This is a genomic window from Geminisphaera colitermitum TAV2 (assembly GCF_000171235.2).
Taxonomy (GTDB): Bacteria; Verrucomicrobiota; Verrucomicrobiia; order Opitutales; family Opitutaceae; genus Geminisphaera; species Geminisphaera colitermitum.
In genome coordinates this window covers 1-20,139 of sequence record NZ_ABEA03000186.1, presented here as the reverse complement: position 1 = coordinate 20,139, position 20,139 = coordinate 1, and the positions used below count along the sequence as shown (strand labels likewise).

17 protein-coding genes are annotated in these 20,139 nt (G+C 61.2%); 15 read left to right on the top strand and 2 right to left on the bottom strand.

The window, feature by feature from the left end; genetic code table 11:
* Window positions 1-3: 3 nt before the first annotated feature.
* The 5 genes from OBACDRAFT_RS21215 (at window position 4) to OBACDRAFT_RS21195 (ending at window position 6,131) form a co-directional block, all read left to right on the top strand.
* Window positions 4-831 (top strand): class II fructose-bisphosphate aldolase, encoded by an 828-nt coding sequence (locus OBACDRAFT_RS21215; RefSeq protein ID WP_043588911.1) that lies wholly within the window; start codon window positions 4-6, stop codon window positions 829-831.
* Between the two features lie 74 nt (window positions 832-905).
* Window positions 906-2,258 (top strand): L-fucose/L-arabinose isomerase family protein, encoded by a 1,353-nt coding sequence (locus tag OBACDRAFT_RS21210; RefSeq protein ID WP_043588910.1) that lies wholly within the window; start codon window positions 906-908, stop codon window positions 2,256-2,258.
* Window positions 2,259-2,300: 42 nt separating this feature from the next.
* Entirely contained in the window at window positions 2,301-4,454 is a 2,154-nt protein-coding gene (locus tag OBACDRAFT_RS21205) for a heparinase II/III domain-containing protein (RefSeq protein ID WP_052362343.1), read from the top strand.
* Between the two features lie 161 nt (window positions 4,455-4,615).
* A complete protein-coding gene (locus OBACDRAFT_RS21200; RefSeq protein WP_043588909.1) occupies window positions 4,616-5,068 on the top strand; it encodes a hypothetical protein in 453 nt (150 codons plus the stop codon).
* Between the two features lie 55 nt (window positions 5,069-5,123).
* The gene (locus OBACDRAFT_RS21195) at window positions 5,124-6,131 is read left to right on the top strand and encodes a D-alanyl-D-alanine carboxypeptidase family protein (RefSeq protein ID WP_081722247.1); all 1,008 of its coding nucleotides are present in this window, start codon (window positions 5,124-5,126) and stop codon (window positions 6,129-6,131) included.
* 37 nt (window positions 6,132-6,168) lie between these two features.
* On the opposite strand, the gene OBACDRAFT_RS21190 is transcribed toward OBACDRAFT_RS21195, so the two are convergent.
* Complete coding sequence (locus tag OBACDRAFT_RS21190; RefSeq protein ID WP_052362342.1) at window positions 6,169-7,065, bottom strand: alpha/beta hydrolase; 897 nt, start codon at window positions 7,063-7,065, stop codon at window positions 6,169-6,171.
* 185 nt (window positions 7,066-7,250) lie between these two features.
* Between OBACDRAFT_RS21190 and OBACDRAFT_RS21185 the strand changes: the two genes are divergently transcribed.
* Together OBACDRAFT_RS21185 and OBACDRAFT_RS30245 are read left to right on the top strand one after the other, a co-directional pair.
* On the top strand, window positions 7,251-8,450 hold the full coding sequence (locus tag OBACDRAFT_RS21185; RefSeq protein WP_232767515.1) for a pyridoxal-phosphate dependent enzyme: 1,200 nt from the start codon (window positions 7,251-7,253) through the stop codon (window positions 8,448-8,450).
* Window positions 8,413-8,805, top strand: coding sequence for an ACT domain-containing protein (locus OBACDRAFT_RS30245; RefSeq protein ID WP_043588908.1), 393 nt, complete (start codon window positions 8,413-8,415; stop codon window positions 8,803-8,805). The genes OBACDRAFT_RS21185 and OBACDRAFT_RS30245 overlap by 38 nt, the downstream gene beginning before the upstream one ends.
* Window positions 8,806-8,920: 115 nt before the next feature.
* On the opposite strand, the gene OBACDRAFT_RS21175 is transcribed toward OBACDRAFT_RS30245, so the two are convergent.
* On the bottom strand, window positions 8,921-12,946 hold the full coding sequence (locus OBACDRAFT_RS21175) for a beta strand repeat-containing protein (protein ID WP_052362341.1): 4,026 nt from the start codon (window positions 12,944-12,946) through the stop codon (window positions 8,921-8,923).
* A 338-nt stretch (window positions 12,947-13,284) separates the two neighbouring features.
* On the opposite strand from OBACDRAFT_RS21175, the gene OBACDRAFT_RS31355 reads away from it, so the two are divergent.
* The 8 genes from OBACDRAFT_RS31355 to OBACDRAFT_RS21130 all read left to right on the top strand — a co-directional run.
* Window positions 13,285-14,625: a TolC family protein gene (locus tag OBACDRAFT_RS31355; protein ID WP_486606338.1), complete on the top strand. Its 1,341-nt coding sequence runs from the start codon at window positions 13,285-13,287 to the stop codon at window positions 14,623-14,625.
* 218 nt (window positions 14,626-14,843) lie between these two features.
* Window positions 14,844-15,944, top strand: a complete 1,101-nt coding sequence (locus OBACDRAFT_RS21155) for an efflux RND transporter periplasmic adaptor subunit (protein WP_043588904.1) — start codon at window positions 14,844-14,846, stop codon at window positions 15,942-15,944.
* 177 nt (window positions 15,945-16,121) lie between these two features.
* Window positions 16,122-17,363, top strand: a complete 1,242-nt coding sequence (locus OBACDRAFT_RS21150; protein ID WP_043588903.1) for an ABC transporter permease — start codon at window positions 16,122-16,124, stop codon at window positions 17,361-17,363.
* A gap of 15 nt (window positions 17,364-17,378) precedes the next feature.
* On the top strand, window positions 17,379-18,059 hold the full coding sequence (locus OBACDRAFT_RS21145) for an ABC transporter ATP-binding protein (RefSeq protein ID WP_043588902.1): 681 nt from the start codon (window positions 17,379-17,381) through the stop codon (window positions 18,057-18,059).
* Window positions 18,060-18,138: 79 nt separating this feature from the next.
* Window positions 18,139-18,336, top strand: a complete 198-nt coding sequence (locus OBACDRAFT_RS28690; RefSeq protein WP_157837233.1) for a hypothetical protein — start codon at window positions 18,139-18,141, stop codon at window positions 18,334-18,336.
* On the top strand, window positions 18,333-18,734 hold the full coding sequence (locus tag OBACDRAFT_RS21140; RefSeq protein WP_052362338.1) for a type II toxin-antitoxin system VapC family toxin: 402 nt from the start codon (window positions 18,333-18,335) through the stop codon (window positions 18,732-18,734). The genes OBACDRAFT_RS28690 and OBACDRAFT_RS21140 overlap by 4 nt, the downstream gene beginning before the upstream one ends.
* Before the next feature lie 20 nt (window positions 18,735-18,754).
* Window positions 18,755-18,982, top strand: a complete 228-nt coding sequence (locus tag OBACDRAFT_RS21135) for a hypothetical protein (protein WP_043588901.1) — start codon at window positions 18,755-18,757, stop codon at window positions 18,980-18,982.
* On the top strand, window positions 18,975-20,139 hold a 1,165-nt coding region (locus OBACDRAFT_RS21130; protein WP_232767513.1), incomplete at its 3' end, for a heparinase II/III family protein. The genes OBACDRAFT_RS21135 and OBACDRAFT_RS21130, both read left to right, overlap by 8 nt.

Genomic DNA, 20,139 nt, shown 5'->3' with positions numbered 1-20,139 from the left:
ACCATGCCTCTTGTATCCATGAACGAACTGCTGCCGGCGGCTCGCGCCGAGGGCAAGGCGGTGTGTGCATTCAACTTCGCCGACTCGGGAACGGCAGAGGCGGTCGTGGACGCGGCCATCGCGGAAAAACGTCCGCTGATCCTGCAAGTGTATCAGAGGCTCCTCGGCTATCCGCACATCGACGCGCTGATTGCCATGGCGCGAAAACTCGCGGAGAGCAGCCCCGTGCCGATCGCCGTGCATCTCGATCACGGCGCCTCTCTCGACCAAGTCCGAAAAGCCATAGACATAGGTTTCACGTCGGTGATGCTCGACGGTTCAACGCTGTCGTTGAAGGACAACATCGACGTGACGCGGCAGGGCGTCGAACTCGCCCATCGTGCGGGACTTTCCATCGAAGGGGAAATCGGCCACGTCCCCGCCAACGACCGCCAACCCACGCCCTATTCCGATCCCGCGGAAGTGGAACTGTTCGCACGCGAAACGGGGGTGGACGCGCTGGCGGTTGCGGTAGGCACGGCGCACGGATTTTACACGGAACCGCCGAAAGTGAGCGTGGAAGTCGCCGAAGCGGTAAGCCGCCGCATTTCCATTCCGATGGTGCTGCATGGCGGCTCCGACACGCCACGCGACAAAGTGCGTGCCATCGTCCGCTGCGGTTTTGCCAAGGTGAACATCGCAACGGAATTCCAGTATGCGTATGAACAGCAGCTCAAACGCACCCTCGACGAACTGGGCCAAAAATTTCAGGCGGTCGATCTGGTCATGAAACCCGCCATCGCAAAAGCCTCGGCTCATGCGGCGGAAATCATCCGCTACCTTGGAACATGACCGATCACGAATAAGCCTCCCCCCCCCCCCCCCCCTCCGCAACTAGACAACATATGGAACAAGCTACGAAACCCATGAAATCATTGAAAATCGGATACGTGCCGCTGGCGAAAGGCAACTGGGTGACGCCCACCCTGGAAACCTTGCGCCAGGAGGCGCTCGCCGTCGTCAGAAAGACGCATCAGGATTACACGGTGGTGGGCGGCGAAAGTCTCGTCGCCACGGACGCCGAAGCACTGGCCTTGCTCGACCGTTTCAAGGCCGAGGGCGTGGATGTCATAGTTTGCCATTTCATCACCTTTTGCCTTGGCACCATCGTCCCCCTGCTCGCCCAACGCTCGAAACTGCCCGTGGTGTTGTGGTCCATGCCGGAACCGCCGATGGACGGCGGCGCGCTCAAATCGAATTCTTTTTGCGCCGCGAACATGAACGCCCACGCCTTGTGGAAAATCCGGGCCAGATACCTGCACGTTCATGCTCCGCTGGAGCAGGCTGAGTCCGGGTTGCGAAAAGTCCTTGGTCCGATTGCCGCCACCAAGCGTTTGCAACGGACAAAAATCGGGCTCGTCGGTTCGCGCGTGCCGGGCTTTTACACCTCGGACGCCAACGAACTGCTGCTTCGCCGCGAACTTGGCGTGGAGATTGAAAATATCACGATGTTCGAATTGGTGGAGACCGCAAAAAAAATGTCTGAAGCCAAGGTGGGCGAGGCGCTCGAATTGCTGAAGGCGAGTTCAGGCCGCGCTTGCGATCTTTCCGATGACAACTTCCGGAAAGGAGGCGCGCTGTTTGCGGCGTTTCTCGAATTGAAACAGAAATTCGCGGTGGATTCGTTCAGCGTCAAATGCTGGCCGGAGTTCAGCCAGATCTACGGCATCTATGTCTGCGCCATCATGGGGATGCTCAATGATCGCGCCATCATGTCCGGTTGCGAAGGCGATATTTACGGCACGGTGACGATGATAATGCAGAACGAACTGACCGGCGGACTGCCCTTTTTCTGCGATCTGATTTCCATCGATGGCGAGGGCAACACCGGAGTCAACTGGCATTGCGGTGCCGCACCGCGCAGCCTGTGCCGTCCGGGGGCCCAAAGCACCCTGCGACAGTATTTCCGAAATGATGGCAAGGGGATCATCAATGAATTCCCGCTCAAGCCGGGGCGGGTCACGCTGGCGCGCCTCAGCGAGACGCGGGACAACGATGGCTATCGCATGTTGATTACCACGGGCGAGGCGCTCGAAACGGAACAACTCTTGCGCGGCAATCCGCTGCGCGTCCGGTTCGACGTGCCGCTCGACCGCGTGGCAAAAACACTCATCTACGAGGGCTTCGAACATCACTTCTCGGTGATTCACGGCGAGATCGTCGAGGAGTTGTTAAACGTGTGCCGCTTGCTCGACATCGAGCCGGTGCATTTGCGTTGATGTGTCTGCCCGTGCTGGCGTCTCTTTGGGGGGCACAATCAAATGATCAAAGCACCCCTTAAAGACACCATGTTACAGTTTGCCTGCTCAGGAGGCTCAGCCGTTGCCGCTGGCGAGCCTCCGGTCTTCGGACACCCCGATTTCCCCAAGCCCGAAAACTGGCGTGAAGTCACTGCCGGGGAGTTTGCCAAGCTCGACCCTTCGCGCCCTGCGCGAATCGGCGCCAGCCGCCATCCCTGGGCCTCGCCGGAGGAATTTCTCGGACTAGGCGAATGGTTCGCCAGCACCGCCGCCGGACGCGCAGCATGGGGGTGCGAAGCCGCCTTCGCCGCGCAAACCATCAACCAATGGCATTTCTCCAAAACCGGCTTCGGCGCCAACCGCTATACTTACAGCCTGCGCGACCTCACGTGCCTTTCGCTCGCACACCTGTTCACCGGACACGATTTGCTCGGGCAATTTCTTAAAAAACATCTGGCGCACATCGCCGCCCTGCCGCCCGCCTTCTGGCTCCACTCCGAATTGCGCGGCAACAACGCCGGCCTCGAAACCGCCCAGACCGGACTCGCCTTCGCCAACGCCCTCGCCGCGTCGCCCGACCTGTTCTCCGCAAACGAAATCGCCTCGATGGACGCCGCGCTGCGCACCAAGGCGCTCGTTCCCTGCCTCGACTGGCTCAAAACCGACAAAGCCAACAACTGGACCGCCGTCCTCGCCACCGGCACGCTTGTCATGGCGAGCTATCTGGACGACGGCGACGCGCAACAAACCGCCGTCCGCCGCCTGCGCTGGTATCTCGATTCCACGGTCGAGACCGATGGCAGTTATGGCGAGGGGACAGGCTATTTTTATTATCCGATGGACACGCTCTTTTCCGCGGCGCTTGGCATGTCGCCGGAGCAATTAAAAACCGTGTTCTCCGGCGCCCCGCTGGCCAACTCCTCGCGCTGGCTCGCGTATCACTATTTCCTGTTCCGCGATAAAAACGCCGCCCGCTATCAACCGGTGCGCGCCCATTTTCACGACAACTCATATTGGGGGGGGCTCCCTCCCGACGCCGCCTGTCTTTTCGCCTCCCTCTACAATGACGGTCTCGCGCGCTGGCTCGGCGACACATTTGGCAATTCCGCCGAAAACGAAACGGAGACGGAGGGGGGGGGAGGGCTAAGCTGGCAAAGTTTCTTGTTTCTGCAAAAACAGGAAGCAGGAGCAAAACTGCCGCCGACTCAAACCCCCGCCGAACTCGGCCTGCCCACGATCGCCTCATTCGCAAGTGGCGACAATTTTATCCGCTCCGGCTGGGGTGACAACGGCGTGGTTTTTGCACTCAACAACGCGGGCGCGACAAAAACAAATTACAGCCACCATCACGCCTGCCGAAACTCCTTCGTGCTGGCGGCCTTTGGGGAATACCTCGTCGTCTCGCCCGGCTCCGCCTCCTATCGCAGCCCTTTGCATCTCGAATACGACGTGAGCACGCGCGCGCAGAACACCGTTGAAATTGACAACAAAAACCAGTTGCTGCCGCGCCTCCCCCAGACAGAGGCGATGGTGCTAGGCCAACCTGTCGCGGAAACGACATTGCTTGCCGCGGGCAAAACCGCCGACGTCCTCGCCAGCGACGCAACCGGCGCCTACGCACAACCCCACAAGCAAATCGGACGCGTCGTGGTTTACGCACGGGAACCGGGCTATTTCGTGATCTTCGACCGCCTCGAAAGCACGGGCGAAAACCATTCCTACGCATGGCGCCTGCATTTCAACAATCGCGACGGACGCGCCGCGCTTTCGACAACGAAGAGAGAAGGGGGGGCGGAATCGCATTCGTATTTGCTAAAACGTCCGAAAGCCGCGCTCGAATTATTTATCGCGGCGGACGCGCCGCTGGATGCGTCGGTAGGCGAAGGGCACATGCACGGCCAGAGTCGCGATTACAGCCCCGGCGGCGTGAACGAAGGCAGCCTCGGCAGCGCGATCGAGTTGACGGTTCGCAACCGCGAGCCAGCCGCGAATCTCGACATCGTTTCCGTGTTGCGTCCCCTGCCCGTGGCGGCGGCTGACCCGACCCGACCCGCTCCCTTGTCCATTTCGTTTTCCCAAGGAAAACTGCATGTCGGCCAAGACATGTTTTCGCTGAACGACAACACGCTCGTTGTCACAATCGGCGGAGTCACGGAAACGTTTGCGGTGTGGTAGACCGTGGCGGAAACAAACCGCATGGAAACCTCTCTCCCCCTCCCCCCCCTGGAGAGATGTGCCCTTGGTTTCCAATCGCCGTTGCGTCAAGACCGTCTGCCCTCATTTCCTTTCAAACAAGCCTTGCTGAAAAAGGAGGAGTTTGGATAAATCCCGCCTCCATGAAGTCCCTGCTCCTCACCCTTGCCATTCTCGCAATTGCCCTCACCGCAACCGCCCCTCGGCTCACCGCCGCCACCGAAACCCCCGCCACTTCCCCCTCCCCGGAGGCTGCCACTACGGAAGCCCCCCTCGGCAAGAAAAACGTGGTCCTTGTCTTCGAAGGCAAAGACGGAGGCATTCCCATCAAAGTGGACGCCGCCGTGTGCATTGGAGCGGGCTTCAAGCAAAACCGCGACACCTTCAACATCCAACTCCTCACCACCGACGCTGGCGAAGGCCGTTGCCTTGTGGAATATTCCTACACCCGCATCATAAACCGCACCACGGAGAACGGCATCCGCACCTCCGAATCACAAGGAGTGCAAGGCACGATCATCGCTGACATGAACAAGCGCGTGGACCTCGTCAAAGCCGACGCCCTGCAACTCACCCTCACGATCAAGCCCGAATAGGAGTCGGATCGGCCAAGAGAGTCGAAACCCTGACCTCTGACTTTTAGAGCACCACATGCGCATCATTCTTCCGTTTGTCCTTGGCCTTCTTGCCGCCAGCCTCGCCTCTCCCGCCCACGCGGCCAAACCTGCCGCTGTCCCCCCCCCCGCCACGACGGGCGCACATCGCGGCTATATCGTTACCGATGCCGCCACCGGCCGCGTCCTCCTCGAAGAAAATTCCGACGCCCCCAATCCCCCGGCCAGCGTCACCAAACTCATGACCTTCCTTGTCGTGCACGACAAGATCACCGCCCGCCAGCTCTCCTTCGACACCCCTGTTACCATCAGCCTCGAAGCCCAGCGCATGGGCGGCTCCCAAGTTTACCTCGAAACCCAGGAACGTTTTACCGTCGATGACCTCCTCTACGCCCTCATGGTGCAATCGGCCAACGACGCCGCCATTGCCCTCGCCGAAGCCGCCGCCGGCTCCCGCGAAGCGTTTGTCGAACTCATGAACACCCGCGCCCATCAACTCGGCATGACGCACACCACCTGGCGCACACCTCACGGACTGCCCCCCAACACCAGCCTCGGACAGGAGCCCGACCTAGCCTCCCCGCGCGACATCGCCCTGCTCAGCCGCCACCTCCTGCTCAACACCGACATCCTTCGCTACACCTCGACCAAGACCCGCGACTTCCGCCCCGGCCCCAAAGTCCAGGCGATGAAAAACCACAACCACCTCCTCTGGCGGGTCAATGGCTGCGACGGACTCAAGACCGGTTACTACGCCAAGGCCGGCTTTTCCCTGGCCGCCACCGTGCAGCGCAACGACCGCCGCATCATCGTCGTCACGCTCGGCGTGCCCGAACGCAAACAACGCGACGTCCTTGTCGCTTCGCTCATTGAAAAAGGCTTCGCCGCCCTCCCCTCCGACACGCCCCCCTTCCGCGCTCAGTACACGCCCATCCCCCGTCCCGTTGCGCTCACGCCCGCCGACGCTCCCCCGCCATCCGGAGCGGATGCGACCGCAGGTGAGACGCCGGCAATCCGTTTTGTTCTCCCCGGGCAGGGAAAATAAGGAACTGACGTTACGCGGAACGCCCGCTCCGCCCGCTTCAGAAAGCGGAGGACGCCCCCCCCTCCCCCGTCCCCATCGCCTCTGCCAGCAAGCGCCGCAGCAACCCATGCCCCGGCTCATCCTGCGCGCCCGGCCCGTGCGGGTAGTTGTCCTCGTGATACATCACCGATCCCGCCGCCTTGCGCGCCGCCGCGAGAACCCGGCCCTCCGCCACCGGCACCACGCGGTCGAGTATACCATGTGTAATCAAGACCGGCACCTGCGACGGCAACTCGCGCAACACCCGGACCCCGTCCAACGCCTCGCTCGGAAAATAAACCCACACACCGTAAGCGCGTGCCATCCGCGGCACGCTCGCAAACGTGCTCTCCAACACCACCCCCGCCACCGGACGACGCGCGGCCAACTGCGCGGCAAACGCCCCGCCCAGCGAATACCCATGCGCCAGAATCGCTCCCGCCCGCACCTCCGGACGCGCCGCCACCCGGTTATACCAGCGCAACGAATCCTCAATCACATTGTCCGCCGACGGGTTGCCATCCGAACGCCCGTAACCCCGGTATTCGACCATCAGCACGGACACCCCAAAACCATTCCAGATCGACGCCAGATGCGCTCCATCGTCGATCAACTCGCCGTTGCCGTGAAAGTAGATCACCGCCGGAGCCGGAGCCTCCGCTGAAGCTCCCTTGGCCGGACACCACCACGCCTCTACCCGCCCCGATGTTTTGGCATCCATTCCGGCATCAACCGCAGGAATGCTCAACCACCACGTTTCCATCCCATCTGGAGCCGAACGGCCCGCCGCACGTTCACGACCATGCACGGGGAACAACAACTCATCGCGCGTCCCCGCCAGCAACAAACAGTAGCCCAGATAACCCAATACACAGCACAGCCCATAGCCAATAATCCGACGCTTTAGCGCTCTCATGACCAGTCAACCTGCCCCCCCCTCACACCCGATGCAAGGTCACAGCCCCCTATGGAGTGCGGCGATTCATCGCCGCTTTGGACGGCGCGATTCATCGCGTCGCCCTTCCCTTACTCCCCTCCCCCCCCCCCCACGCGACCCGCAAGCTTGCCCCCCGCCGCACGGCTCCATTTCATCCCCCCCTTATGCCGCGCCAGCACCTGCCGCTCGACCGCCAGCTACGCCAAGAAATCCTCTTCGCCCGCGCTCGCGTTTACCGCTTCGGACAACCCACACCGCTCGAAAAACTCACGCTCCCCGGCTCCGAACCCGGCCCCGAAATCTGGGTCAAACGCGAAGACCTCTCCCCCGTCAAAGCCTACAAATGGCGCGGTGCCTGCAACCGCATGGCGGTGCTCACGCCCGAAGAAGCCGCGCGCGGCGTCGTCACCGCCTCCGCCGGCAACCACGCCCAAGGCGTCGCCCTCGCCGCCCGCACCCTCGGCATTCACGCCCGCATCTACATGCCCCGCTCCACCCCGCGCGTGAAACAAAACGCCGTCCTTCACCACGGCGGCGACCACGTGCGCATCATCCTCTCCGGCGACAGCTACGACGAAGCCGTCACCGCCGCCCGCGAAGACGAACGCACCACCCGCGCCGTTTACGTGCACGCCTACGACGACCTCCAAGTCATGGCCGGCCAAGGCACCCTTGCCGACGAAATCGTCCTCTCCGGCCACGGCCCCTTCGACGCCGTTTATCTCCAGATCGGCGGCGGCGGCCTCGCGGCGGCCGTCTCCAACTGGCTCAAACTCTATTGGCCCCACATGGCCGCCATCGGCGTTGAAGCCATCGGCCAGGCCTCCATGCGCGCCGCCCTTGCCGCCGGGCACCCCGTGGCCCTCGACGAAGTGGACATCTTTTGCGACGGCACCGCCGTGCGCAAAGCCGACGAACTCCCCTACCTCATCTGCAAGGACACCCTCGACCGCGTCGAAACCGTGACCAACGCCGAAGTCAGCGCCGCCATCCGTGTATTGTGGGAGACAATACGCTGTATCTCCGAACCCTCCGGCGCCCTCGGCCTCGCCGCCGTCCTCAAAAACCGCGCCGCCCTCGCCGGCCGGCGCGTTCTCATCATCGTTTCCGGCTCCAACATCGACTTCCAGCAACTCGGCCACATCGCCCAGACCGCCGGCTCTGCCAGCACCGCCACCCGTACCCTGCGCATCCGCATCCCCGAAAAACCCGGCTCCATGCTCCGCCTCCTCGACGACGCATTTGCCGGCCTCAACGTCGCCGAATTCCAATACGGCAAACAACACCCCACCGAAGCCTGGCCGATTTTTACCGTCAACGCAGTCAATGTCCGCGCAACTCGCTGCGATTCCCGCCCGCCTTGAGGCCGCCGGTTACACGTGGGAAGACCTCACTGGCGCCGTTGACGTTGCCTTCCGCGCCATTCCTTTGCGCGGCGACTTGTTGAGCTGCCCCATTTTTCTGCGACTCGATTTTTACGAACGTCCCGGTTCCCTGCGCGCCTTTCTCGTCAACCTCGTGCGTGAACACGCCGACATCTGTTATTTCAACTACCGTCAAACTGGCGAACGCATTGGCCGCGCCCTCATCGGACTCGATTTTCAAAGTCCCGCCGCGCGCGACGCCTTTCTTGCCGCGCTTCCTGAACACGGCGAAGGTTACCGTTCCTGCAAACCCGTTGACGAGGCCACCCGCCGCCGCCTCGCGTCCTCTTTGTAGGGAAGTAGCGGGTAGCGAGTAGTGAGTAGCGAGTAGTCGGAAGAAGTGGCAGGGGGCGAAGTGTTGGCCAGTGAATCGAGATTTTGGATACTCACTACTCACTACCCGCTACTCGCTACTTCTTCTGCTTGCGACGCAGGGCGAAGGCCGCGCCGATTGACATGCCAGCGAGGAAGAGTGCCGTTGTCACTGGTTCGGGGACGGACGTGGTGGCAAGGGTGAGATGCAGGATGTTGGTTTGATCGGCGATCAGGTCGAAGGTAGCAGTCAATCCGTCAGCCAGTCCGATTACGCGGAAGGCATTGCTGACATCCAAGGTGGAACCGATGATGCCCACATCACCAGCAATGGTCAGCAGGTCGAGCGAGGTGTATGGGGTGGCGAGGTTGTAACCTGAGAGGTCGAGGACGACTTGGTTGCCCGCGTTGATGTCGGTAAACGTGAGATCACCGGTGATGACGATTTTGTCGCCCACTTCGAATTGGAGGATCGAGCCACCTTCGAGCACGAGGTTTTCGAAAGTGAGCGTGCCGGGGCTGTTGCCGGGGGCGATGGTCGCTCCGGCGTTGAGTGTAATGCTGCCGTTGATACGTCCTACACCTTTGAGGGTCGCGCCGGAAGCGATGTCGAGGGTGTGCAGCGAGGAACCAAGGATGCCGTTGATGACGAGTTCGCCAGCTTCGTGCGAGGTGTGGCCGTGATAAGCGGAGGAGTCGCTGTTGATAACGAGCGTGCCCGCGCCTTTTTTGACGAGTGTGTTATAGGCGTGCGCTCCGGTTTCGGATGTGCTGGCAATGCTGTCATCGGGTGTCGGATTGCCGTCCGAAGCGGCGACACCGATGCGAACGGTGTTGCCCGTTGCGATGTTGAACGTGGTTTTGGCCATGCCGTTGCTGGCGCTGCCGTTCATGTAAAGAAAACCGCCGCTGGCAGGTTCCGTGGTGGGGAAGGTGCGGTTGTTTTCGGCGGCAAGAAGGTTAATGAGATTGGGGTTGGTGATATCGTAGCGGAGCGTGATGTCGGCAGCATCGTTGTAGATGGCTCCGCCTTGCGCAGCGCTGTTGGTGGTAAACCTGGCATTGGCCAAATCGAGTCTGGCGCCGCGTCCGGCGTAAATGGCACCGCCTTTGCCATAGCGTGTCCGGTTGCTTGCGAGATGAAAGTTGTCGCCGCCTTCAACGGTAAATTTTGAACCGGTGGCGACGTGGAGCGCGGCTCCGTCAATGTCTCCGTTGTCCCCGGTGATGCGATTGCCCCGGATGCGGAGGGCCGTCTTTTCGGCGAGCGTGATGCCGCCGGCGTAGGCGTGATCGGCATCGCCGATGACCAATCGTTGATAGATTCCGCCAACGTCGCCCGCATCAGGGCAGGCAAACTCGATGGTGCGCGGGAGATTCGTCGGGTTGAGGATGGCGAGGCGAGTGGGAGCGGCGGCATCGGTGGCGACGTCGCCTTGGAAGCTGAGTTTATTCAAGAAACTGCCGAGGTGTGCGGGGGCCATGATGGCGAGGGTGCCGCCACGAAGGTCGGTGCCATTGGCAAAATTATTGCTGTCTGTGCCGTCGATGGCGAGGTTGGCGAGCGTGAGGGTGCCGGTGCCGGTTTTAATGAGTTTGCCGGTGGCGTCGGCGGAGATGGTTCCGGCGGCGAAGGTGGCGGTGTCGTTCGTGATTTTGAGCGGTCCGCCAGTAAGTGTGTAGTTGCCGGAGCCTGACACGATGAGTTCAGAGGCGGTGACGCCTTCGGCGGCGATGGTGATGTCGCGGTTGCCCGCAGTGTCGGTGCTGTCGAGTTGGACGCGGTCGCCGTTGATGAAGCGTTGCGCAGCGGGGAGCGCATCGGTGGCGGGGATGCGCCAGTTGGTTTTTGCGTCGGCGGCCCAGGTGGCGTCGGTCGCGCCCGTCCAGATCAGCGCAGGGGAGTTGGCCACGGACAGGGTGACGTGGAGGTCGTTGCGGAAGGTGGTGTCGGGACCGATGCTGGTGTGGCTGAAGGTGCCGGTGATGCGTCCGCCGGCGGCGAGGTCGGAGAGGGTGAAATAATTGTTGATGTCGGCGGATGTGGCGAGGCCACGAATCGTGCCTCGGACGATCTGGTAGGTGCCGACGCCGGAGGCGTTGTTGATTTCGATGATGTTGGGGTTGTCGGCGGGCGCAGGGGTGGCGGGGCCGGAGCCGGGGACGGGGACACTGGTCAGCCGGATGTTGCTTTTGAGGAGGTCGGCGGTGTTGTTGGCAAAGAGGTCGTAGGCGAGGGTGACGCCGCCGTTGCCGAGATAGAGAAAGGAGATGTCCAGCGTGGCGGCAGAGGTGTCGCCGGTGTGTCCGATCTGGATGCGCGCACCGTTTTGCGCCACGATGGGGAAATTGGCGCTTTGGCCACCAATTGTTCCGTGCCCGCCGAGGGTCGCGCCGGAGGCGATGTTCAATGCGCCGCCTGCATTGCTGGTGCCGGGCATGACGGTGTTGCCGTTGAGGAGGAGGGTGCCTGCGTTGATGTTGATGGTGCGGACTTGGAGTTTTGAGAAGAGGTTGAGGGTGCCTGCACCGTCTTTGTTGAAGATGGTCTGGTTGATACCGGAGATGCCGTCCTTGGTGGGAGTGGCCGCGCTGCCGATAGTAACGGTTTTGTTTTGGGCAACGTTGAGGGTGGTGATGGCGGGGCCTCCTTCGATGGGCGTAGGGACGCCTGTGAGGTCGCCGGTGCCGCCGCGCATGGAGATGAAGCCGGTGCTCAGGCTCGTTATCATGCCGTCCTCATTGCTTTGGTTGCCGGTGATGACGGCGTCTTGCGTGTAGTTGAGGGTGAGGTTGGCGCGGTCGTTGTAGATCGCGCCGCCGCTGATGGCGGCGGTGTTGTTGGTAAAAATGGCGTTGGTGAGGGTGACGTTGGAATCGCGTCCGGCGTGGAGCGCGCCGCCGTTTTGGGCGCGGTTGTTGGAGAGGACGAAGGTGCCGCCGCCGTCGGCGACGAAGCGCGAGCCTTCGCCGACTTGCACGGCCCCGCCTGCGTCGGGCGTGGCTCCATAGGTGGCGTTGTCGATGGTGAGAGTTTTGCCTTCGGCGATGGTGAAACCGCCGGACGCGGTTTCCGTCCAGGTGGAGCTTGCCGTGTCGTAGGTGCCGATGACGAGGCGCTGGGTCTGGCTGCTGCTGGTGCCGCTGAAGGTGACGTCGCTGTCTTTGATGGCGATGCGCGGGGCGGCGGAGTCGGGCGCGGTGGCGTCGCCGCGGAAAGTGAGGCGCGAGAGCACTGTGCCGAGCGTGTTGGAGTTGTTGTTTGTCGCGGCGATTTGCACGATGCCGTTATCGATGACATAGGTTCCGTTGAATCGGTTGGAGGGCGCATAGGGGCCATTGAGAACGAGGGTGCCTGCGCCGGTTTTGACAAAGAGGTCTTGGGCTCTGCCGCTGTTAATCACTCCATACGAGGGAAGCATAACGGTCACGTTGGCATCCACATCCATGGTGGTTTTGGAGGGGGTGACTGGAGGCGGCCCTGAACTCGGCGTGCTAACGAGAGGAAAGTCTAGGGACATGGGTCTGATTGTCATGTCCGTGGTGTAACGGAGCGTGAGGTCACCGCCGTAGTTGGTGATTGGGGGGGTGGCAGCGGTGAGTTGCAGGTTGGTGAGCGTGGCGATGGCACCGTCGAAGATACGCAGATCGGCGAGCCTGAGCGTACCGCTGCCGGTGCTGGTAAAGCGTGAGCCGGAGCCGATGAAGAGCGCCCTTGCCTGGAATGTTTTCCCGTCCGCGATGGCGAGGTGTCCGGCATAGGACCGCGTCCAGCTCGTGTTGACGGAGGGGGGAATGTCGCCGGCGCCCGGATAATCGCCGATGGTGAGATAACCGAGAAGCGCGAGGTTGTCGGTCAGGTTGCTCAGGTCGAGGGTGGCAGGCGAAGTGTCGTGCATCGCGGGGGCGCCGAGAAAGTGAATCTGGCTGGCGTCGGTGATACCGGCGGCGTTGAGGTCGGCGAGGTATTTGGTTTCGCCGGGATTGATGGTGAGCGACGGCGTTGTTTCGTCGGCGAGGCCGAGGCTGGCGGAAAAACCGGTGCTCAACAAAGCCAGAGCGCCGCCAATCAGGCGGCGCGCAAAAGCCGGATAACGGCAGGGAGAAACAACAAACGCATTCATCGTATTACGGGGAGAGGAGGGTTGATTGGGCGGGCGAGAAATAGCACTACACTGGCAAAAGCAGGAGCGAACGATCAAGGCACTGAAGCAAAACTACAAAGCATACTGCAACTTGCTGGCTAAATGTTTGCCCAGTATCAATTGTCGTTTTTAGGCAAAAGCATGCATTATGCAATTATGACTACTTGTGATATTCAATATATACGCAACTGATGCCTCCCTCCTCCCCCTCTCTCCTCAGTCCCTTACGCACCCATCTGCACGCGCCGGGCATTTCTTCTTGGCAACAAGCGGACAATTAACTGGCTTGTTGCATTTTCCACCTGACCCGCGTCTCCATGAATTTCCGCCTCCGTTCCCTTGTCCTGCTGCTACTCCTCGCCACCAGCCCCGCCTCAATTTCCACCGCTGCCCCTCCCCCCCCCCCCCCCCCTGCCGCCGACACCATCATTGCCTACCCCGAAACCAAGTTTCCCGAACTCGCCCGAATCCTCGACCAAGCCCAAAACCGCGCCCCCCAACTCATCATCAAGGCAATCGAGCAGGAAGAATCCACCGCCCGCCTCCAGCAGGCCAAGGCCGCCTACTACCCCCGGCTCGATTTCAACGGCAACTTCGGGTATCGGAAAACCTACTACAACGACGACAGCAACGAAGACATCGACAACCTCGGCATCACCTTCAACGCCTCCATCCGCCGCCCCATTTACTACTGGGGCGCGATCGAAGCCCGCATCCGCCAGGCCCGCCTCGACTACAACAACGAGGAACTCGAACGCACCCTCACCCTCCGCCGCATCAAACGCTCCATCCGCGCCGACTACCTCTCCCTCCTCGTCAACCAAGTCTCCCTGCGCAACGCCCGCCACCGCCGCCAGACCCTCGAAAACCGCACGGCCCAAATCCGCGCCGACCACGCCGCAGGCATCCGCAGCGCCGTCGACACCGAACAACACACCCTCAATCTCACCGAAGCCCTCATGAACATCGATGCGCTCGAAGCCGAACAAGACCGCATCCTTGCCAGCTTCAAACGCGACATCGGCTGGCAATCCCCCCTTGCCCTGGACACCCTCCCCCCCCCCTCCCCACCGACACCATCCTTGCCTGGCTCGCCTACGAACGCGGCGACACCACCAACGACTGGATTGGCAACACCGGCGAAGTCCTCAAACGCCGCAACACCATCGAACGCGAAAAAGCCGAACTCGTCCGCATCACCGCCAACCAACGCCCCCTCATCAGCCTCACCGCCAGCGCTGGCTACGGACAATCCAACACCTCCAAGCAAGACAACGTGGACACCTTCACCCTCTTCTTCGGCGTCAGCGCCAACTGGAACATCTTTGACGGCTTTGAGACCAGCCAGCGCAAACGCGAATCCAACCTCCGCCGTCGCCGCATCGAGACCGCCCTCAACACCTACGAAGCCGAACTCCGCGCCCAATCCGACTCCGTTCTCAACAACCTCAGCTTTCAGGCCCGCCGCCTCGCCATCCAACAACGCCGTTACGAACTCACCACCGACGCCTTTGCGCGCAGCCAGCGCGACCGCGCCGAAGGTCAGCTCTCCGACACCGCCTTTCGCGAACGCCAGCAAGACATCTACGACCGCGAACTCGACATCCTCCGCGCCCGCACCTCTCTCCTCATGGGCCTCGCCGACTACCTCGACCTAACCGCCACCGCCCTCCCCACCGGCAACGCTCCGACCGATCCTGCCGTCACCCGCTGAAAAGAACGGAAAACATTTAACACTTAACGTCTAACATTTAACATTAAATGGAATAACCGCACTCAATTTATTAAATGTTCAGTGTTTAATGTTAAACGTTAAACGTTCTCCCGCCTCCTCCCGATTCGTCCCGATTTCTCCAACGCCACTCCATTTTCACGCATGAAACGCCTCCCTCTCCTTCTTCTCCTCCTTGCCGCGATTGGCGCCGGACTCTGGTTCTGGCTCGGACGCCGTCACACCGTCACTGTTGCCACCATCAAACGCGACACCGCCGTTGATGCCGTCCCCGCCATCGTCAACATCCGCCCCGCCTTCAACGTCACCATCAACGCCGAAGTCGCCGGACTCGTCCTCAACTCCAACCTCAAACCCGGCAAAATCATCAAAGAAGGCGAACTCCTCATCGAAATCGACCCCACCCTCCTCTCCATTGAAGTCCAACGCCTCGCCAACCAAATCGAGACCACCAAAACCCAGAACGCCCTCAACCTCGACCAACAAATCTCCCTCGAACGCCGCAAAGAAGACCTCGAAATCTACGAACGCCAATTCCGCGAAGGCACCTATCCCGAAAAAGAAATCGTCCGCCGCCGCCGCGACCTCGACCTCTTCGTCGAACAACAGAAAAAAGACCAAATCAACCGCGACCAACAACTCCGCGAACTCGAAACCCAACTCGAACTCCGCAAACGCGACCTCTCCAAAACCAAACTCCTCGCCACCACCACCGGCACCGTCACTGACATCTACGTTTATCCCGGCGAACTCGTCTCCAACCGCAGCGCCGTCGTTCGCCTCTTCAGCGACGAACTCATCGTCGAAGCCCGCGTCAACGAAGAAGACTTTTCCGGCATCAAACCCGGCCTCGAAGCCTACGTCCGCCTCCTTACCTATGGCGACACCCTCTATCCCGCCACCGTCGAACAAGTCCTCCCCAACGCCGACACCGAGACCCAGCAATACCGCCTCTTTCTCGCCATGATCAAGTTTGACCCAGCCAAACTCATCCCCGGCCTCACAGGCGAAGCCAGCATCATCCGCTCCCGTCGCGCCAACGCCCTGGTCGTTCCCCGCCAAGCCGTATTCAACAGCACCGCCTTCCGACTCGAAAACGGCACCGCCCGCCTTGTCCCCGTGAAAACCGGATTTCGCGGCCTCAACCAAATCGAAATCCTCGACGGCCTCTCTGAAGGCGACCAAATCATCACCTCCGGCTTCGACACCCTCAAAGACGGCGACCGCGTGAACACCAAACCCTGAAACCCAAACCGTCTTTTTTTAACCACTAATGCACACTAATAGACACTAATAAGGCAGGCAGCCCATTCCCCCCCCCCCCCTGACCCTCCTCATCCCCTCATCATTAGTGCCCATTAGTGTTCATTAGTGGTTTAAAAAAACAGCGCCTAAAGAATCAGTGGTTAAAACAAACACACCTTGAGCACCAACCTCAGCATAGCCCTCCGCTTCCTCGGCGCCCGCAAACGCGCGATGCTCATGAGCCTTGCCGGCATCATCTTTGGCGTTGCGTTTTTTATTCTCACGCAAGCCCAGACCGCCGGATTCGAAGCCTACTTCATCAAAACCATTCTCGGCGTAAACGGCATGGTGCGCATCGAAGACCGCCTCCAATCCACCCTGCGCACCATCGACGCCGACCCTGACAGCTCCTTCACCGTCACCGTCGAAGGCAGCGTCAAATACATCCCCGGCATCCAATACCCCAACCGCCTCCTCGACGCCCTCCAACGCATCCCTGAAGTCACCGGTGCCTCGCCCGTCATACGCGGCAACGCCACCCTCAAAGCCAACTTCCGCGAATACGACTGCAAACCCTACGGCATCGACCTCACCACCTTCGTCGGCGTATCCGATATTGAAGGACAAATCGTTGACGGCAGCATGCAAACCTTTGCCGAGAACCCCTACGGACTCCTCCTCGGAGCCCGCATTGCCCAACGCCTCAACCTCCACACCGGCGACTCCATCCTCCTCGAAAGCGCGCACACCCGCATGCGCTTCCGCATCTCTGCCATTTACGAAACCGGCATCGACCAAGTGGACCGCGAACGCGTCTTCATTCACCTCACAGCCTCGCGCAGCCTGCTGGCCCGCCCCGACGGAGCCTCCTTCATCCAAGTCAACCTCGACGACCCCGCCCGCGCCCCCTTCCTCTCGCAACGCATCGGCCACATCATCTCGCATTACACCATGCCCTGGCAGGAACGCGAAAAAACCTGGCTCCAAGTCTTCAGCGTCCTGCGCATCTCCTCTGCGCTCACCATCTCCACGATCATTCTCATATCGGGCCTCGGCATGTTCAACACGCTCGTCATGATCGTCATCGATAAAACCCGTGAAATCGCCATCCTGCGCTCCATGGGTTACACGCGGCAGGACATCACGCGCATCTTCATGATGCAGGGCGGCATTGTCCTCGCCTGCGGCATTGCGCTCGGCTGGCTTGCTGCCGCCGCTGGCACCTACGGACTCTCCCGCATCCCGATCCGCATCCGAGGCATCTTTGCCAGCGACCACTTCGTCGTCAGTTGGGACGTCTGGCACTACCTCTGGGCTGGCCTCATCGCCACCGTTGTCGTGCTTGTTGCCAGTTATTTCCCCGCCCGCCGCGCCGCCCGACTCGAACCCGGCACCGTCATCCGCGGCTCGGGCGACTGAAGAAAAAATTCCACGATGCCCATACTCACCGCCGAAAATCTCCACCGCACCCTGGGCGAAGGCGCTGCCAGCGTTCACGCCCTGCGCGGCGTCAGCCTGCAAATCGAACCCGGCCGCACCTACGCCATCGCCGGCCATTCCGGTTCCGGCAAATCCACGCTCCTTTACCTCCTCGGCCTCCTTGATCTCCCCGACCAAGGCAAAATCACCATTGATGACCGCGACACTCACGGCCTGACCGACATCGAACGCACCGCCCTGCGCAATTCGCACATGGGCTTCGTGTTTCAATTTCACTTTTTGCTCAAAGAATTCACCACGCTGGAGAACGTCATGCTCCCCATGCGCAAGCTCGGCAAACTCAGCGAACGCGACATGCGAGACAAAGCCGCCGACCTGCTCACCCGCGTAGGTCTCGCCGACAAAACCGCCCGCCTCGGCAACCAATTATCCGGTGGCGAACAACAACGCGTCGCCATCGCCCGCTCCCTCGCCAACGACCCCGTCCTCGTCCTTGCCGACGAACCCACAGGCAACCTCGACCAAACCAACGCGGGCAAAATCTTCGACCTCCTGGCCGAACTCACGCACACCCGAGGCAACGCGCTCCTGATGGTCAGCCACAACCCTGAACTTGCCGCCCGTTGCGACCACGTTTTCCACATGAAAGACGGCCTCATCGACCGCGGCGCGTGACCTCAAAATTTGCTCCACACCGGAACTGTTGCCCTGGCAAGCTGGACAGCCCGACGAAACCTTGCTCACTCATACGAATATGAGCACTGCAACACTCCGAAAACCCATTCGGGCGAAGTCCAAGCTGCAACAACGCAAGCATCCCGTTCACCGACTCAAACTCGATTTGAGCAAACCCATCCAAGGACAGGGAATCGGAACTGCAACCACCACTGCTGATTACGACCCCAGTGCACCAGCCTATTCAGCGGATGAGTGGGGATTGGCAGACAAATGAAATACGTTCTGGATACCCACGCCATCCATTGGAACATATCGGAACCCGATAAACTGGGTGAATTGGCTGGTCCCATACTGCTAAGAGCAAGACACACTGCACTCGTCATCTCGGATGTTTCGCTATCCGAGTTAGCGCGACACCTCGTTGCGGGAAACATAGCCGTAAACGAAAATCACGAGACATGGTTGGAAACCGTTGCACGCGGCCATGTCGTAATACCGGTGTCAGCTCGCATCGCCTTACTGGCTGCCTCTTACGCGTTCACCTTTGTGCACAAAGATCCATATGACCGTCACATTCTGGCGACGGCTCATATGTTGAAACTCCCTCTAATTACAGTTGATGCCACGCTGACCAAGGCCGCCGCTGAAATTGGCGTCAAAGTTATCTGGTAGCCCCCCCCCCCCCTGCACTCATGCGCCCGCCCGCTCTCCTTGCCCTCCGACTCCTTGCCCTTACTGGCCTCCTCCTGAGCCTCTGGGCGCTCCTCGCCAACCTCGCGCAAAGCTACGACACCTTCAACCCCAGCTACGCCGCCTACTACTGGAAACAACAACTCCTCCGCCCCACCCTTGGCCTAGCCCTATCGCTGCTCGTCCTCCTGCTCGCCCGCCCCCTCTCCCGCTGGATATCCCGTGAGTAACGCCAGCCGGAAACTCTCCCGCATCCTCTGCCTCCTGGTCACAACCCTCTGGCCACTGACCTCCGCGAACGCCAACGACAACGCGCCTGCCGACGCCGCCCTCCTCGACACCTACACCCTCCAAGGCATCACCGCCACCCAACCCCGCCTCTCCAACGGCGGTTACGACTGGGACTGGCGCGGACCCAACAAGGACCCCGAATGGGCCTGGTTCTTCAACCGCCACGCCATCTTCCAAAACCTCCTCGACGCGTATCGAAAAACCGGAGACACCCGTTACCGCGACCACCTCCTTGCCACGCTCAACGACTGGATTGCCGCCCATCCCCCCCCCCGCGCCATCAGCTTCTCCGCCGCCTGGCGCCCCCTCGAAGCCGCCCGCCGCGTCATGGAAAGCTGGATACCCACCTGGCGCCAACTCCGCGACGACCCCGCCGCCTTCCCGCCCGAACGCCGCGCACGCTTTCTCCAAAGCCTCCACGACCACGGTAATCACCTCCGCCACCATCACGCCTTTGCGGGCAACCACCTCATCACCGAGATGCTCGCCCTCGCCGAACTCTCCCTCACCCTCCCCGACCTCCCCGACGCCCTCGAATGGCGCGATTACGCCCTCACCCGCCTCGCTCGCGCCTACGACGAACAAGTTTACCCCGACGGTGCCCACAAAGAACTCTCCACCCACTACCAACGCGTCGTGGCCCTCAACTACCAACAACTCCTCACCCTCCTGCGCACCTCCGGCCAGACCGACCTCGCCCGCGCTTGGGAACCCCGCGTCCGCCGCCTCTGGGAATACTTCGCTGCCGTCATGAAACCCGACGGCACCAATCCCCTCAACAACGACTCCGACACCGAAGCCGTTGCCACCCTCCTCCGCGCCTATTCCCCTGACACCCTGCCCCCCACCCACAGCACCCACCTCCCCTACGCCGGCCAAACCATCTTCCGCAGCCGCCTCTCCCCTCTCCACCTCTGGGCCTTCTTCGACACCGGTCCCCGCGGCACCGACCACGACCACGCCGACCGCCTGCACTTTTCCCTATCCATCGACCGCAACGACTTCCTCGTGGACAACGGACGCTACACCTACACCCCCGGCCCCTTCCGCGACTACTTCGCCGGCCCCTCCGCGCACAACGTCGTTTTGCTCAACA

Coding starts and splice junctions, on each gene's coding strand:
- OBACDRAFT_RS21210 (WP_043588910.1), top strand. CDS start 906: ATGAAATCATTGAAAATCGGATACGTGCCGCTGGCGAAAGGCAACTGG.
- OBACDRAFT_RS21175 (WP_052362341.1), bottom strand. CDS start 12,946: ATGAATGCGTTTGTTGTTTCTCCCTGCCGTTATCCGGCTTTTGCGCGC.
- OBACDRAFT_RS21145 (WP_043588902.1), top strand. CDS start 17,379: ATGCCCATACTCACCGCCGAAAATCTCCACCGCACCCTGGGCGAAGGC.
- OBACDRAFT_RS21205 (WP_052362343.1), top strand. CDS start 2,301: ATGATCAAAGCACCCCTTAAAGACACCATGTTACAGTTTGCCTGCTCA.
- OBACDRAFT_RS21200 (WP_043588909.1), top strand. CDS start 4,616: ATGAAGTCCCTGCTCCTCACCCTTGCCATTCTCGCAATTGCCCTCACC.
- OBACDRAFT_RS21190 (WP_052362342.1), bottom strand. CDS start 7,065: ATGAGAGCGCTAAAGCGTCGGATTATTGGCTATGGGCTGTGCTGTGTA.
- OBACDRAFT_RS21215 (WP_043588911.1), top strand. CDS start 4: ATGCCTCTTGTATCCATGAACGAACTGCTGCCGGCGGCTCGCGCCGAG.
- OBACDRAFT_RS21185 (WP_232767515.1), top strand. CDS start 7,251: ATGCCGCGCCAGCACCTGCCGCTCGACCGCCAGCTACGCCAAGAAATC.
- OBACDRAFT_RS21155 (WP_043588904.1), top strand. CDS start 14,844: ATGAAACGCCTCCCTCTCCTTCTTCTCCTCCTTGCCGCGATTGGCGCC.
- OBACDRAFT_RS30245 (WP_043588908.1), top strand. CDS start 8,413: ATGTCCGCGCAACTCGCTGCGATTCCCGCCCGCCTTGAGGCCGCCGGT.
- OBACDRAFT_RS21195 (WP_081722247.1), top strand. CDS start 5,124: ATGCGCATCATTCTTCCGTTTGTCCTTGGCCTTCTTGCCGCCAGCCTC.
- OBACDRAFT_RS21135 (WP_043588901.1), top strand. CDS start 18,755: ATGCGCCCGCCCGCTCTCCTTGCCCTCCGACTCCTTGCCCTTACTGGC.
- OBACDRAFT_RS21140 (WP_052362338.1), top strand. CDS start 18,333: ATGAAATACGTTCTGGATACCCACGCCATCCATTGGAACATATCGGAA.
- OBACDRAFT_RS28690 (WP_157837233.1), top strand. CDS start 18,139: ATGAGCACTGCAACACTCCGAAAACCCATTCGGGCGAAGTCCAAGCTG.
- OBACDRAFT_RS31355 (WP_486606338.1), top strand. CDS start 13,285: ATGAATTTCCGCCTCCGTTCCCTTGTCCTGCTGCTACTCCTCGCCACC.